The following is a 15,069-nucleotide window of genomic DNA, read 5'->3' on the forward strand; positions in this document are numbered from 1 at the left end:
GTCATTCTACTGGACGGGTCGATTCGACCACCCACTGCAGGTACGCGGGCAGGCCGGCGGCGGATTCGACCGCCAGCAGCTCCGGCAGTTCATACGGGTGCAGCTGCGGCAGCCGCGCCTGCAAGGCCGGGTAGCGCGCCCGCGTCGTCTTGATCAGCAGCAGCACTTCGGCGGCATCGCGCTGCAGCTTTCCCCGCCAGCGGTACACCGACTGCAGCCCCGGCAGCAGGTTGACGCAGGCGGCCAACCGCTCTTCCACCAGCGCATCGGCGATGCGCCCGGCGGTGGTGGTATCGGGACAGCTGCAGAAGCAGATCAGGACGTCCATGCCGACAGGGTAGCCGGCGACGGTTGGCCACGGGCCCTTGAAACCCGTCCGCAGCGCCCCATCTCTCTGCCATCCCGGTCCCGGGATGTTTTCGTCCCAGGCGTTGGCAGTCGCCGAGTGCGACTGCTAAAATTTCCGGGTTTTCCCCGTTCAATCAATCATTTGCAGAGGTTGCACATGTCCAGCATCAAGCCGCTGTACGACCGCGTGGTCATCAAGCGCATGGAAGAAGAGAAGCTGTCCGCGGGCGGTATCGTGATCCCCGACAGCGCCACCGAGAAGCCCATCAAGGGCGAAGTGGTCGCCGTGGGCACCGGCAAGGTGCTGGACAACGGCCAGGTCCGCGCCCCGCAGGTGAAGGTGGGCGACAAGGTCCTGTTCGGCAAGTACAGCGGCACCGAGGTGAAGCTGGATGGCGCCGAGCTGCTGGTGGTGAAGGAAGACGACCTGTTCGCGATCCTCGGCTGATCGCGCGTTACTTCCCACCCCTATCCCACTGAATAATTACTGAGGTAATCGCAATGGCTGCCAAGGATATCCGTTTCGGCGAAGACGCTCGCGTGCGCATGGTGCGCGGCGTCAACGTGCTCGCCAATGCCGTCAAGGCCACCCTCGGCCCGAAGGGCCGCAACGTCGTGCTGCAGAAGAGCTTCGGCGCGCCCACCATCACCAAGGACGGCGTTTCCGTCGCCAAGGAAATCGAGCTGGCCGACGCGTTCGAGAACATGGGCGCGCAGATGGTGAAGGAAGTCGCGTCCAAGACCTCCGACAACGCCGGTGACGGCACCACCACCGCCACCGTGCTGGCGCAGGCGTTCATCCGCGAGGGCATGAAGGCGGTTGCCGCCGGCATGAACCCGATGGACCTGAAGCGCGGCATCGACAAGGCGGTGACCGCCGCCGTGGCCGAGCTGAAGACCATCAGCAAGCCGTCGTCGACCAACAAGGAAATCGCCCAGGTCGGCACCATCTCCGCGAACAGCGACGCCAACATCGGCGACCTGATCGCGCAGGCGATGGACAAGGTCGGCAAGGAAGGCGTGATCACCGTCGAGGATGGCTCGGGCCTGGAGAACGAACTCGACGTGGTCGAGGGCATGCAGTTCGACCGCGGCTACCTGTCGCCGTATTTCGTCAACAACCAGCAGTCGATGCAGGCCGAGCTGGACGACCCGTTCATCCTGCTGCACGACAAGAAGATCTCCAACGTGCGTGACCTGCTGCCCGTGCTGGAAGGCGTGGCCAAGGCCGGCAAGCCGCTGCTGATCGTGGCGGAAGAGGTCGAGGGCGAGGCGCTGGCGACGCTGGTGGTCAACACCATCCGCGGCATCGTCAAGGTCTGCGCCGTGAAGGCCCCGGGCTTCGGCGACCGCCGCAAGGCGATGCTGGAAGACATGGCCATCCTGACCGGCGGCACCGTGATCTCCGAGGAAGTGGGCCTGTCGCTGGAGAAGGCCACCATCAAGGATCTGGGTCGCGCCAAGAAGATCCAGGTGTCGAAGGAAAACACCACCATCATCGACGGCGCCGGCGAAGCCGACGGCATCCAGGCCCGCATCAAGCAGATCAAGGCGCAGATCGAGGAAACCTCCTCCGACTACGACCGCGAGAAGCTGCAGGAGCGCGTGGCCAAGCTGGCCGGTGGCGTGGCCGTCATCAAGGTCGGTGCCGCCACCGAAGTCGAGATGAAGGAAAAGAAGGCGCGCGTCGAAGACGCCCTGCACGCCACCCGCGCTGCGGTCGAGGAAGGCATCGTCCCCGGCGGCGGTGTTGCCCTGATCCGCGCCAAGGCCGCGATTGCCGGCCTGAAGGGCATCAACGAAGACCAGGACCACGGCATCCAGATCGCCCTGCGCGCGATGGAAGCCCCGCTGCGCGAGATCGTCACCAATGCCGGCGACGAGCCGAGCGTGGTGCTGAACCGCGTCGCCGAAGGCAAGGGCGCGTTCGGCTACAACGCCGCCAACGGCGAGTTCGGCGACATGATCGAGTTCGGCATCCTGGACCCGACCAAGGTCACCCGCACCGCGCTGCAGAACGCGGCCTCCATCGCCGGCCTGATGATCACCACCGAGGCGATGGTGGCCGAGCTGCCGAAGAAGGACGAGCCGGCGATGCCGGGCGGCGGCATGGGCGGCATGGGCGGCATGGATTTCTAAATCCAGCGCGCCTTGCGTCACGCTTGACCACGAAGCCCGGCCTTGTGCCGGGCTTCGTGTTTGTGTGGATGGTGGGGCGTGGGACAACCGGGGTAGGTTCACCTCCTCGGCATCCCTAGCGGCCTGCCGGATGCCGATTCCAGCCGGCCAGAAGGTATCGCCTTGGGCCTGTCCATCAAGGCGCTGCCGGAAACAAGTGCCCAGCGATTTGCCGCCGGCGGTCCAGCGCGTCGGCGACGGCTGGCCGACCCGTCCAGCGGGTGTGACCCTGGCCTGCCTCCAAATCACCAATCCGTCGGCCGGTAATCCTTGAGGAACTGGCCCCAGACGTGCTCCCCGCTGTTGAGGCCGGCGATGATCGGGTCGACGATCCGCGCCGCGCCGTCGACGATGTCCAGCGGTGGATGGAAGCGTTCCTCGAGCACCTTGCGCGCCGCCAGCGCCGCCGGATCCTCGTCGGTCACCCAGCCGGTGTCGACGCTGTTCATGTGGATGCCGTCGGCGTGGTAATCGGCGGCCGCGGTGCGCGTCATCATGTTCAGCGCGGCCTTGGCCATGTTGGTGTGCGGGTGGCGGGTGGTCTTGAAGTTGCGGTAGAACTGGCCCTCCACCGCCGACACGTTGACGATGTGTTTGTCGCGGCCGGGTGTCTTCAGCATCAGCGGCTTGAGCCGCGCATTGATCAGGAACGGCGCGATGGCGTTGACCAGCTGCACCTCCAGCAGTTCCACCGACGGCACCTCCGCCATCCGCAGCCGCCACGAATTGGTTTCGCGCAGGTCGACCTGCTGCAGGTCCTGGTCGAGCCGGCCCTCGGGGAACAGGTGCTGCTGGGCGAGCAGTTCTTCCGGCAGCAGGGGCAACTGCGACAGTTCGGCGGCGCGGGTCAGGCCCGGCGCCTCGCCATGCGTATCGAGCAGGTGCGGTGCCAGCGCGGCGCTGTCCTGCGGCAGCATGCGCGCGCTGCGCAGGCCCTCGTAGCTGCCCAGCACGCGGCGCACTGCGTCGGGGGCATCGGCCAGCGCGGCGGTTTCGCCGGCCATCATGTGGGCGTAGAAATCCGGCGGGCGGCGCACCGTCTGGCAGGCGTTGTTGATGATGAAGTCCAGCCGCGAGCGGGTTGCCAGCAGCTGGTTGCAGAACGCCTCGACGCTGGGCGTATGGCGCAGGTCGAGCCCGAACACTTCCAGCCGGTGGCCCCATTCGGCGAAATCCGGCTCGCGGGCGTAACGCGCGGCGGAGTCGCGCGGGAAACGGGTGGTCACGATCAGTTCCGCGCCGGCGCGCAACAGCTTGAGCCCGGCCTGGTAGCCGATCTTGACCCGGCCGCCGGTGAGCAGCGCAACCCGACCGCGCAGATCGGCCAGCTCGGTGCGCTTGGCGAAGTTGAACGCCGCGCAGGGCGGGCACAGCTGGTCGTAGAAGTGGTGGATCGCGGTGTACTTCTGCTTGCAGACGTAACAGTGCCGCGGCTCGCCGGCCTCGCCGATCGTCTCGTCGTGGGTGGGTTCGTCGTCGCGGTCGTGCGGCTGGAAACCCTGCGGCGGGAAATAGTTCGGGGTGGTGAACACCGGTTTGCGGCGCAGCGCGCGGATCCCGGTGGCGTTGAGCACCGCTTCCTCGCGCTGGATCTTCGCCGCGTTGCGCTCGCGCTCGGCCACCTTGAGCCGCAGCCGTCGCGCGGCCGGGTCCGGGTGGTAGACCTGCGCCACCGCGCGCTGCAGCCGGTCGCGGTCGGCGCTCGGCAACGCATCGAGCAGAGAGTGGTCGGCACCGACCTGCTCCAGCAGCGCGGCGGCGTCACGCAGGCGTTGCAGCAGGGCGGCGTCGGGCGCGTTTGCGGTGTCGGCACCAGGCGAAGCGTCGGTGGCGATGGCGGCGTCGGCCGGACGGTCGGCCGGCGGAATCTTGGTCGTCAAAACGGTATCCGGGTGTTTCGGGGAGGCGCTACGGTAGTCGTTTCGGCCGCGCCGCGCCTGAAGCGCGATGCGGCAGGGCTGCTTCGCGCGTCAGGGCGTTCACTGGTCGCGTGGAAAGGCGGATTCGCCCCTGGCTTGCCGCTAGCGCTGGTCGAGTTCGTGATGGATCAGTACCACGCACTGCGATGCGAACAGCATGGTCTTGCCCAGGGTGATCCGGGTCGCCCCCAGCCGGTCGAGGGTGTGGAACGTGTTCTTTGGCATCGGGATGTGGTCCGTCAACAGGAAACAGGGGTTGCCGTGGAACGCCTGTTCGCGGATCGGCGCGCCTTTGCGGTCCATCACGAACAATTGCTGGTTCTCGGCCAGCTGCTGCACCAGCCGCTCGAAGCTGAGCGTGCGCACGCAGACGCCGGGCTCCACCGGACGCATCTCTTCCTTGCCCATTCCCCTGGACGCATCCAGCGCCCGGGCCACCTTGCCCAGCAGCGCCTGCTCGTTGAAACCGCCAATGTCCTGCATCGCGTTGGCGTCGAAACGGATCGTGCGGGAGAAGTCCTCGGTGCTTTCCAGCACCAGGTAGACGACGACATCGGGGCGATGCGACTGCGCCACGAAGATCGCGTTCATCAGGGTGTGCGCGAGGATTTCCGCATGCGCCCCGCTGCCCACCGAGGCCAGGAGCTTGGCGCTGTCGGTGGGTGCCGCCCGTGCTCTGAGTACAAAGGTCCGCATGCGTCTGGCTGCCTTCTTGTCCAATGCGGCAACTTGCGCGCCGCCTGCACATTGTCCACCAACCAGTCGCTTCGGTTGCATATTCAACCTCACCGCGACCAAGGAAAATCCATGCGTCATGGCGGGCAGTGTCTGCCGGGCCGACGCTCTGACCGGGAGATGCCTCGACGGTTAATCGGGTAGCGTGTGGGGGAGGCTGCGCAACAGACCGGCGGCCCGCGCCAGCATTGAGATCACCGGAGAACTCCACCGCATGTTCGCGCAACTGCGCCTCCCCGCTCGGGGCGCCAGGGAATGCACGCTGCGGGTGGAGGCGTTCGCGCGCCGCACCGCGGCCAGGCTGCGCGTGAGCGGGCCGTCGCACCGTCCCGGCGTCGAACTGGACGGTGATTTCGGCGTCCAGCGTGGCCGGGTGCGGGTGACGCTGCGTGGCCGCGGCGAGCCGGCCGTGTTCACGGTGGCGCCGGGGCAGCCCTGGCAGGGCCGGATCGTCGCGATGATGCGCAGGAAGCCTAGTGAGGAGCCGGCCTTCACGGTCACCCTGGAGCCGGAAGGCGAGGCCTCCGGCTTCCACGCCGCGTTCCGCTACCGCAGCGTGCCGCGCGCGATCAATGTTCCCACCAGCATCGTCCCCCGCGAACCCGCGTTGGCGGGGCAGTGAGCGGCGCGGGCGGCGACCGGCGTGCGTGATCGCTTGCGTCGGCCACAATCGCCGATGACGATCGACGCCGAATTACCCACGCCGCAGGGCCGCAACTGCACAGGCCCAGCAGCAGGCCGATCAGGCTGATCCTCATCGGCCAGTCCGGTTCGCGGCCGGTTCCTGCCGGAAAGGTCCGGTCCGGCGGAAGTTCCAGCGCCACTGCGTGGTGGAACCATCGCCGTTCTTGACCGATCTGGTGCCGGAGATGGTCTTCGGAAAAGGCGCGTCGATGGCGTAATCCTCGACCAACCCGGGGAACCCCATGCTGGCACTGCCCGTTTCGGTTTTCGTATGTTCATGGCCGCCGGCGAATTCGCAGCCCTCGCCTTTGATGCTGTGGTGGGTGCTGGCTGTCTCGAAGGTGATGCCTGCACCGGTGAGGTAGACCTGCATCCGGTATCCCTGCTCGCGCGAACCGGTCTGCTCGATCCTCATGGCGTAGTCGATCGCCTCCGACGAGGAGCCGTTGCTGCGGACGCCGAAGTTGCGTTCCACCTTGGCGGCCTTGATACCCGCGATGCAGAGTTCCTCCCCGCTGTTGATGCTCGACACGGCGAGGGAGCCGGAAACGGTTGCCTGCCCTTCCATCTCCCATACCGCAGTGTCCCGGCGCTCCTGGAAGCGGGTGTAGCGCATGCGCGTGGGACGGATGCCGCTGGCCTGCAGCGAGGCCTGGCCCTGCCGCTTCTCCGTGTGCGTCATCGTGGCGGTGGCACGACGGCTGCGGTGCTGTGTGGTTCGGCTGCTCGAGTGCTGCCTCGAGGTGGTGGCCTGCACGGTTCCCTCGTAACCGTAGCCGGCATGGCCGGGCTGGTGGAAGACGATTTCGACCGGCGCGTCCACTTCCGGATCCAGCAGGCGCTGGGCCCAGTTCACCGCAAGTTCGGTCGCCAGCGACCCGACCAGGCCGATCGTGTTGGCAATCAATGCCAGCGCGCCGGTCCTCACGTCGCCGGCCATGAGGGTCTTCGCCGCATCCTCGTAGGACTGGGCGGCCTCGGTGCCGGGCATGGTGTCGGTGTGCAGGGTGGCAGTGCCGCGGACGTAGCGGCTGGTGACTTCTCCTTCGTGCGGGGTGTCCTCGCGATGGATGTCGATGATGAAGCGCGAGGTGCCGCGGGTCTCGCCTTGCATCTCCAGCCGCTTGCGCCGCAGGTTGCGGCTCTCGAACGCATTCTTCTCCGTCGACCAGCTCGCATGCGCGCCTCCCTTCGCGTGCGAGCCTCCCCACAGGTCCCAGGACACTTCCCAGTTCTCCATGTCCTTGACGAGATCGTCCTCGTTGGAGGGAGCCGGAAGCCCAAGCGATTTCAGGCACGCCTTGAGCGTCCGGTAGTGCGGCGACTGCTCGCTGGCGCGCTTGTATTCCCTGTATTTCTCCTCGTCGATCTCCACCGTGGCGGTGAACACCACTTCGCGCCCGGGCTCCTCCCTGGACGGCTTGTGCACCGACGGCTGGTCGGCGACGACGCGCACCTCCAGCGAGCTGTAAAGCATCATCAGTTTCTGCAGCTTGGCCACGAGATTGAGGGCCTTCGCCGCTTTTGCCACCGCGGCCATCCGCTTGGCCGCGACGCGGGCGTCGGCGACATTGCCCGCATCGATGGCCAGGTCGAGCAGGTGGCCGATCACCGCTTCCATGGTCTTCTCGCCGGGTTGCACGGCCCCGCTGCGTTCGTAGGCATCCTTGGCGATGGAGCAGGAATCGCCCGCGGCACCGCTCGCGTATGCCTTCGGCACGAGGAGATCCAAGGGATCGAAGGCGATGCGACGGGCGGGCGTCGGTTGCCGTGGCGTGTCCTGCAGCAGAGCGGCGGTCAGCACGAACAGCTCCAGGTGCGTCATCCGGTACTGCTCGGCACTCCATCCGCTGGAGGCGAGGTCGATGGCGGGCTGCTGCCGGGCCGCCATCGCGTGCAGGAACCGCGCCGCTTGCGCACCGGGCGTCGAGGCATCATCCAGCGCCTTGCCCACCCAGTCGCGCACGGCCTCCTGCATGGCGAGGCTGGCCACCCGGTCCTCGGCGAACGGAAAGCCGAAGTCCTGGAGCATGAAGCCGTACTCGGCCAGGCTCAGCCGGGACGTGGTGGCCTTGCGCGCCCCATCCATCGCGAGGATCAACAGCTCCTCCTGCCTGACGAAGAACCCGGGCTCCGCGGGCACCGCCGCGCCCGTCTCCAGGACCGTGGCGCCAATCGATTCCAGCACGGCCCGGGTGCCGTCCTTCTGCGCCTGCCAGTCGTCGGACAGGATGCGATCGACCCACCGCGCCTGCTGCCGGGACACCTCCACCGGTTCGGCTTGCGGCGGGCCGCCGTCGCGCAGCGGCGCCAGCCATGACGGCTGCAACCACAACAGCGCACCCGTTGCAGAAACCGCCAGCAGTGCGCCGGCCACCACCTTGCGCCGATGCGGCAGCCATCTATAGAACCGCTGCAGCGCGGGAAACGCGCTGCCACGCAGCCAACGCCACGACGCAGGCATCACCCGCAACGCGAGGAAGCGCGTCAGCGCGCGCAGGCCGGCAAGCAGCTGCCTCGCCAGCACCAGGAGTCCTTTCCCGGTGGCGGCGGCAAGACGGCGCCAGATCGAATGCCCGGTGGTCATCGCAAGGCCTGCCGTCAGCGCCCGAGCAGGCCGCGCAGCATGCTCTTGCCCACGTCCCTGGCGGCGGGCTTCGCGGCGTCCTGCATGGAGGCGCCGGCGCCTGGCATCAGCATCGCGGTGGACTTGCTGCGCACGTGCACGGTCCAGCCATCACGGCTGATGCTGCGATCATTGCCGTAGGCGATCATCTGCACCATCGGCGCGGCGCCCTTGTGGGCGAACACGGCGTCAGGGATACGGCACTCGCGTGCCTCCGGGCCAAGCAGGGTGCGCGCCTTGACCCATTTCGCGACCAGCGCTTCCGGCAGGTAGGCGAGCAGTTCCGGCCCGGCATAGCCGTCCTCGGAGCTGCTCCACATCACGATGGTGTCGCCGTCGGACACGGTGGCGTGGGCGAAGTGGCCGCGCGCGCCTTCCACGGCGTTCCAGCGCAGGATCATGCCGCCGCCGCTGGCGTCGCCCTGCAGCTTGAGCTCGGGCAGGAAGTCGTGTTCTTCGCCCAGCGCGAACTGCATCGACGCCGGCACCTGGTCGCCGGTGACGTGATGCTGGCCCACCAGCGATGCCTTCATCGGTACCGTCTTGCGGGTGGATGGGTTCGGCCACAGCGCGAAGGCGGGGCCGGGCGTCACCGCGTTGCCCGGCACCTGGCGCGGCTTCACGCCGCGGCCGGTCTCCATCACCTTGCCGTTGCGCACGGTCACCGAGTAGTCGCGCGGCTGGCCCGCGCCGGCCTTGTCGCCGCAGCCCCAGTAGTAGCGGATCCTGAAGGTGCCGTTGCCATCAGCAAGACCGACGCCGGTGCCGCCTTCGTCGCCGTGCTGCGAATTCTTCTGCGTCGGCGGCAGCAGGTCGATGCTGCCGCCCAGTCCCAGCCCGCGCGGCACCGCCTGCGCGGCTGGCCTGCCCGGCAGGCCGGGGTTGTGCAGCGCGACGTCGATGTACTTGCCGGGCATGCCCGGATGCCGGGTCATGCCATAGCTGGCGCTGCCGCCGGACATCGCGCCCGGCAGCCGGCCGAACACGCCCATCCCAGGCATGCCGGGCATGCTGTGGGTGGCGACGTCGATATAGAGGTTGGCCGGCTGTTCCTGCGCGCTTGCGGGCAGGGCGACAGCAATGGCGAGCGCCAGCGCCGACGCGGCGGGAATGAAGCGAATCTGCATGATCGTGCCCCGTGGAAGGCGGGCCGAAAACGGCGGCCCGACCGGACCCGGTGCATCCGGGCACTCCATCCACGAGATCCGGGGCGGCGGACTGACAGGGGCGCGATCGCCGGGCAGGAGGGGCGCAGCCGGAGCTGGATTCCCGTGTCGGCGAGCGCCGGGGTCAGCGCAGGCGGGCCGCCAGCTCCAGCATCCGGCGGGTACCCGGATGCTGCAGGCCATAGATCTGTAGATGCGCCTGGACGGCCTCGTCCACGGGGCCGGTGGCCTGTTCCGGCAGGTGGCGCGCGAACAGGTCGGCGCGTGCCGCCATGACCCGCGGCCATTCCACGCCATTGTCGATGCCTGCGGCGCGCGCATCGGCGATGGCCTGATCGAACAGCGCGACCGCCTCGCCAACCCTGCCGAGCGCCGCCATCGCGATGGCGCGGACTTCTTCGGTCGATGCGAGCCGCCGCTGATCCTTGTATTGCGACCGCGTGTAGATCGCACGGGCTTGTTGTGCCAGTTCCAGCGCCTCTGCCGCGCGCGCCTGACGCAGCCTCAGCCGCGCCACCTGGATCAGGCCGTGGCCCACGAAGGGATGGTCGGCGCCCAGCAGCGCGCGGCGCATCTGCAATGCCTCGTCGAGCAGTGCCTCGGATTCGGCGAGGCGGCCGGATTGCCGGTAGAGGTTGCCCAGGTTCGCGGTCGCGATCGCGTAGCGGGGATCCTGCACGCCGAAGATCTGGCCGGCGATCTCGCGCGCACGGAGCATGGCGGTCTCGGCCTCGCCATCACGTTCGGCGTTGTCCAGCGCGAGCGCGAGGTTGTTGTAGGCCGCCGCGATGGAGGCGGTACGTTCCGCCGGATTCGCCGCTTCCTGCAGCGCGATCGATTCACGGATTGCTTCCACCGCATCGTCGAAGCGGGCCATGTGGGTCAGCACGATGCCGTGGAAATCCAGCAGCGTGGCACGGGTGGGATTGTCGGGCAGGTAGATCCGCCGGGCCAACTCCAGCGCCGCCGATGACTTCTCCAGCGCGGCCTCGAGTTCGCCCCGCGCCAGCGCAAAGTTGGCCAGTCCGTTGTACACCTCCAGCCGCACGCTGGGCGACAGGGTTTCGACGCCCCGCAGCGCCAGGGCCTCGCTCAACAGCGCTTCGGCGCGCTGTTGTTGGCCCTGGGTGTCGAGCGCCCCGCTCAGCGCGCGCAGATAGGGAAACAGGGCCGTGGGCGCAAGCCCGGATGAGGCGCGTGCCCGGGCCAGCGCCGTTTCCGCACGCTCCACCGCTTCCGCCACCTTGCCGATGCGCGCCAGCGCCTGGCTGCGGTGCATGACCAGTTGCCCATGCAGCTGGCCGGGGATCCGTCCGCTGGACTCCAGCAAGCGCTCCACCGCGTCGAATTCCGCCAGGGCTTCGGCATCGCGCTTCGCACTGGCGTCCAGCAGGCCCTTCGCAAGCCTGGCTTCGAGGATGAGCCCCGCATCGCCGGTGCGCTCGGCAAGCGTCTTGCCTTGGTCCAGCAGCCGCTTGGCCGCATCCAGTTCGTTTATCCTGCGATAGAGGTCGCCGAGCAATACCAGCATCTCCGCGCGCAGTGCGGGCGTCTCGCGGAATCCCTCGCCGATGCGGTGCGCGCCCTGGTCCAGCAGGTCGCGCGCGGTGAGCGGTCCATCGATCGCGATGTTCGGGTCATTCGCTTCGAACAGCTGCACCATGAAGTCGCGTACGGCCGTCGCCCGCAGTTCCTGGGTGCGCGCCACTTCGGCTTCCTGCCTTGCCTTGGCTGCCTGCCACAACGTCGCCCCGATCCCGCCGGCCAGCGTGGCCGCCAGCAGCAGCGTTGCCGCCACGCCCAGCCTGTTGCGCGCCACGAACTTGCGAAGGCGATAGCCCGGCCGCGGCTTCTGCGCCAGCACCGGGCGGCCGTCGAGCCAGCGGCGCAGGTCGTCGGCCAGCGCCTCGGCGGTGGGGTAGCGCCGGCCGGGCTCCTCGGCCAAGGCTTTCAGCAGCACCCGGTCGAGGTCGTTGCGCAGCGGGACGTAGTGGCGGTGGTAGGCGTCGCCGGCATCGCGCACCAGCAGCGAGGGGCGGGTGGTTTCGCTGCCTTCGGTCACCGGCTGCGGGGTGCGCCCGGTCAGCAGCCGGTGCAGCAGCGCGCCCAGGCCGTAGACGTCGACGGCGGTGCTGGGCGGCGCGCCCAGCAGCTGTTCGGGGGCGGCATAGCCGGGCGTGAGCGCGCGCCACAGCGTCTGCGTGCGGTCGTCCTCGCTGTCGGCGAACTGGCCGATGCCGAAGTCGAGCAGGCGCACGTGGCCGTTGTGGTCGACCAGCACGTTGGAGGGCTTGAGGTCGCGGTGGATCACCAGGTTGCTGTGGGCGTAGGCGACCGCGCCGCAGACCTGCAGGTACAGGCGCACGATCGCGCGCGCATCAAGCGAATTGGTGTCGCACCAGCGGTCGATGCGTTCGCCTTCGACCAGCGGCATCGCCAGCCAGCAGGTGCCGTCGTCGGCCACGCCGGAATCGACCAATGCGGTGACGTTGGGATGGTTGAGGCGGGCCAGGATCGCGGCCTCGCGGCGGAAGCGTTCCTGCCCGCCGGCGCCGAGCGCGCCCAGGGTCAGGATCTTGATCGCCGCCTGCTGCCGCGCCATGCCCTGTTCGCGCCAGCCGCGATAGACCACGGCCATGCCGCCGCGGCCCAGTTCGGCCTCCAGCTGCCATTGGCCCAGGCGGGTGCCGGCGAGGGCATCGCCGGAGGCGGCCGCCGCGATGCGCGGGTTGTGGTGCGCCGCCAGCAGCCGGTCCAGCCGTCGCCGCACCGGCGCGTCCATCGCCTGCGCCGCCAGCCAGGCGTCGCGCTGGTCTTCGGGCAGGTCGAGCCAGTGGTCGAACAGGCTGTCGGCGGCGCGCCAGTGCGCCAGCGTTTCAGCGTCCATCGTCGTCGTCGAGCATCGCCTGCAGGAAGGCGCGGGCGCGCTGCCACTCGCGGTGCACGGTGCGTTCGGAGATCCCGAGCAGGGCGGCGACTTCAGCAAGCTCCATGCCGGCGAAATAGCGCAGCTCGACGATCTGCCGCCGCTGCGGGCTGATCGCCTCCAGCGCCTGCAGTCCCTTGTCCAGCGCCAGCGCGGTGGTCATCGCCGCCGCCGCGCTGTCCGGGATGCGATCGTCCAGGCTGACCATGACCTGGTCGCCGCCGCGCTTCTCGGTGGCGCGGCGGCGCGCGTGCTCGACCAGGATCCAGCGCATCGCCTTGGCCGAGGCGGCGAAGAAATGGTTGCGGTCGGCCAGCGCCAGCGGGCTGCCCTGGCTGATGCGCAGGAACAGCTCGTGCACCAGCACGGTCGGGGTGACGGTGGACTCGCCGGCGAACATGCGCGAATTGGCCAGCCGCAGCAGCTGCGGGTACAGCGCCTCGAACACGGCGCCCATCTTCGCCGGCTCGCCGTCGCGCGCCAGCGCGAGCAGCCGCGTGATCTCGGCATCGGACACAGCGGTGCATTCCCGGTCAGGGTGGTGGGCGGACGCTAGCAGCCGGCGCCCGGCTGACGCAAGCGCGGCAGCCCGCCGCGGGCTATGCTCGGAACCGGAGGACACCATGCAGACAGCGCGACGCGACGACGTCCTGATCATCGGCGGCGGCCACAACGGCCTGGTCTGCGCGGCTTACCTTGCCGCGGCGGGCCTGCAGGTGCGCGTGCTCGAACGCCGCCACCTGGTGGGCGGCGCTGCGGTCACCGAGGCGTTCCATCCCGGCTTCCGCAATTCGGTGGCCAGCTACACGGTCAGCCTGCTCAACCCGGCGGTGATCCGCGACCTGCGCCTGCACGAGCACGGCCTGCGCGTGGTCGAGCGGCCCTATGCCAACTTCCTGCCGCTGCCGGACGGGCGCAGTTTCCGTCTCGGCGGCGAACACACCCACGGTGAAGTGGCGAAGTGGTCGGCGCGCGATGCGCAGCGGCTGCCCGAGTACTACGCGATGCTCGACCGCATCGTGGTGGTGCTGCGCGAGCTGATGCGGCGCACGCCGCCGAACGTGAGCGACCGCTTCGTGCTGGCGGACTGGCTGAACTCCATCGCCGTCGGCAAGCAGCTGAAATCGCTGGACATGCGCGGCCGCCGCGACCTGCTGGACCTGTTCACCAAGTCCGCCGGCGAGCTGCTGGACGACTGGTTCGAGGGCGAGCCGCTGAAGGCCGCGCTGGGCTGGGATTCGGTGGTCGGCAATTTCGCCAGCCCGTACACGCCGGGCAGCGCCTACGTGCTGCTGCACCATGTGTTCGGCGAAGTGAACGGCAAGGCCGGCGCCTGGGGCCACGCCATCGGCGGGATGGGCGCGATCACCCAGGCGATGCGCAAGGAGTGCGAGGCGCGCGGCGTGGCCATCGAAACCGAGGCCGAGGTGGCGCAGCTGCTGGTGGAAGGCGGCAAGGCGGTCGGCGTCGCGTTGGCGGACGGCCGCGAACTGCGCGCCGCGACCATCGCCAGCAACCTCAATCCGAAGCTGCTGTACACCAAGCTGGTCGAACCCGGCCAGCTCGACGACGACACCGCCCAGCGCATCCGCCGCTACCGCTGCGGCTCCGGCACCTTCCGCATGAACGTGGCGCTGTCCGAGCTGCCGGATTTCACCGCGATGCCGGGCACGCAGCTGCAGCCGCACCACCAGAGCGGCATTCTGATCGGGCCGTCGCTGCAGTATTTCGAGCAGGCCTATTTCGATGCCAAGTCGCGCGCGCACAACCCCGGCTGGGCGCGCAAGCCCATCGTCGAGGTGGTGATTTCCTCGACCCTGGACGACACCCTGGCGCCGCCGGGTGCGCACGTGGCCAGCCTGTTCTGCCAGCAGGTGAACCCGGCCATCAGCGATACGGACGCCGGCTGGGACGCGCACCGCGACACCGTGGCGAGGCTGATGATCGACACCGTCAACGACTATGCGCCGAACTTCGCCGGCAGCGTGCTGGGCTATGAGGCGCTGAGCCCGCTCGATCTGGAGCGGCGCATCGGCCTGGTCGGCGGCGACATCTTCCACGGTGCGCTGGGGCTGGACCAGATGTTCAGCGCGCGCCCGCTGCTGGGGCAGGGCAATTACCGCGGCGCCTTCGGCAATCTCTATCTCTGCGGCTCGGGCACCCATCCGGGCGGCGGCGTCACCGGCCTGCCGGGGCGCAACGCCGCACGTGAAATCCTCAAGGATCTGGGCAGGTCGCCGCGGCCCGATTGACGCGGCATTCGTGAACCGTCGGGTGCTCTTTTGCAGTGCAGCGTGCAAACACCCTCACGAATCCTTCACGATCGCCCCGCGTCCCGACGTGGGGGAGGGAGCAGGCCCGCTGAGACTTCGGTCTAAGCGGGCTTTTTTATGGTTCATCTCCCAACTCCGGGGAATGCGGCGCGGATCTTGAGGAAGAAGTAGGTGTCATCGCGATAGCCGTAGGCCATACGCTTGATGACCTTGA

At 68.6% G+C, this 15,069-nt stretch carries 11 protein-coding genes; 4 read left to right on the forward strand and 7 right to left on the reverse strand.

The window, feature by feature from the left end:
* Window position 1: 1 nt before the first annotated feature.
* Window positions 2–328 (reverse strand): divalent-cation tolerance protein CutA, encoded by a 327-nt coding sequence (gene cutA / locus G582_RS0106685; RefSeq protein ID WP_028839179.1) that lies wholly within the window; start codon window positions 326–328, stop codon window positions 2–4.
* A gap of 177 nt (window positions 329–505) precedes the next feature.
* On the opposite strand from cutA, the gene groES reads away from it, so the two are divergent.
* The gene (groES, locus tag G582_RS0106690; RefSeq protein ID WP_028839180.1) at window positions 506–796 is read left to right on the forward strand and encodes a co-chaperone GroES; all 291 of its coding nucleotides are present in this window, start codon (window positions 506–508) and stop codon (window positions 794–796) included.
* Between the two features lie 53 nt (window positions 797–849).
* Complete coding sequence (groL, locus tag G582_RS0106695; RefSeq protein ID WP_028839181.1) at window positions 850–2,487, forward strand: chaperonin GroEL; 1,638 nt, start codon at window positions 850–852, stop codon at window positions 2,485–2,487.
* Window positions 2,488–2,771: 284 nt separating this feature from the next.
* Here groL and G582_RS0106700 read toward each other — a convergent pair whose 3' ends face one another.
* Both G582_RS0106700 and trmY read right to left on the reverse strand, forming a co-directional pair.
* Window positions 2,772–4,361, reverse strand: a complete 1,590-nt coding sequence (locus G582_RS0106700) for an SDR family NAD(P)-dependent oxidoreductase (protein ID WP_028839182.1) — start codon at window positions 4,359–4,361, stop codon at window positions 2,772–2,774.
* A gap of 186 nt (window positions 4,362–4,547) precedes the next feature.
* Window positions 4,548–5,141: a tRNA (pseudouridine(54)-N(1))-methyltransferase TrmY gene (gene trmY / locus G582_RS0106705; RefSeq protein ID WP_028839183.1), complete on the reverse strand. Its 594-nt coding sequence runs from the start codon at window positions 5,139–5,141 to the stop codon at window positions 4,548–4,550.
* A gap of 253 nt (window positions 5,142–5,394) precedes the next feature.
* On the opposite strand from trmY, the gene G582_RS0106710 reads away from it, so the two are divergent.
* On the forward strand, window positions 5,395–5,802 hold the full coding sequence (locus G582_RS0106710; protein ID WP_028839184.1) for a hypothetical protein: 408 nt from the start codon (window positions 5,395–5,397) through the stop codon (window positions 5,800–5,802).
* A 132-nt stretch (window positions 5,803–5,934) separates the two neighbouring features.
* Here G582_RS0106710 and G582_RS0106715 read toward each other — a convergent pair whose 3' ends face one another.
* The 4 genes from G582_RS0106715 to G582_RS0106730 all read right to left on the reverse strand — a co-directional run bounded on the left by G582_RS0106715 (window position 5,935) and on the right by G582_RS0106730 (window position 13,099).
* Window positions 5,935–8,451, reverse strand: a complete 2,517-nt coding sequence (locus tag G582_RS0106715; protein WP_028839185.1) for a hypothetical protein — start codon at window positions 8,449–8,451, stop codon at window positions 5,935–5,937.
* Between the two features lie 14 nt (window positions 8,452–8,465).
* On the reverse strand, window positions 8,466–9,617 hold the full coding sequence (locus tag G582_RS0106720) for a hypothetical protein (protein WP_028839186.1): 1,152 nt from the start codon (window positions 9,615–9,617) through the stop codon (window positions 8,466–8,468).
* A 163-nt stretch (window positions 9,618–9,780) separates the two neighbouring features.
* Complete coding sequence (locus G582_RS0106725) at window positions 9,781–12,543, reverse strand: protein kinase domain-containing protein (RefSeq protein ID WP_028839187.1); 2,763 nt, start codon at window positions 12,541–12,543, stop codon at window positions 9,781–9,783.
* Entirely contained in the window at window positions 12,533–13,099 is a 567-nt protein-coding gene (locus tag G582_RS0106730; RefSeq protein ID WP_028839188.1) for an ECF-type sigma factor, read from the reverse strand. Before G582_RS0106730 ends, G582_RS0106725 begins: the two co-directional genes overlap by 11 nt.
* Before the next feature lie 106 nt (window positions 13,100–13,205).
* On the opposite strand from G582_RS0106730, the gene G582_RS0106735 reads away from it, so the two are divergent.
* Window positions 13,206–14,834: a phytoene desaturase family protein gene (locus G582_RS0106735; protein ID WP_028839189.1), complete on the forward strand. Its 1,629-nt coding sequence runs from the start codon at window positions 13,206–13,208 to the stop codon at window positions 14,832–14,834.
* Window positions 14,835–15,069 lie beyond the last annotated feature (235 nt).

It is taken from the genome of Thermomonas fusca DSM 15424, assembly GCF_000423885.1.
Classification (GTDB): domain Bacteria; phylum Pseudomonadota; class Gammaproteobacteria; order Xanthomonadales; family Xanthomonadaceae; genus Thermomonas; species Thermomonas fusca.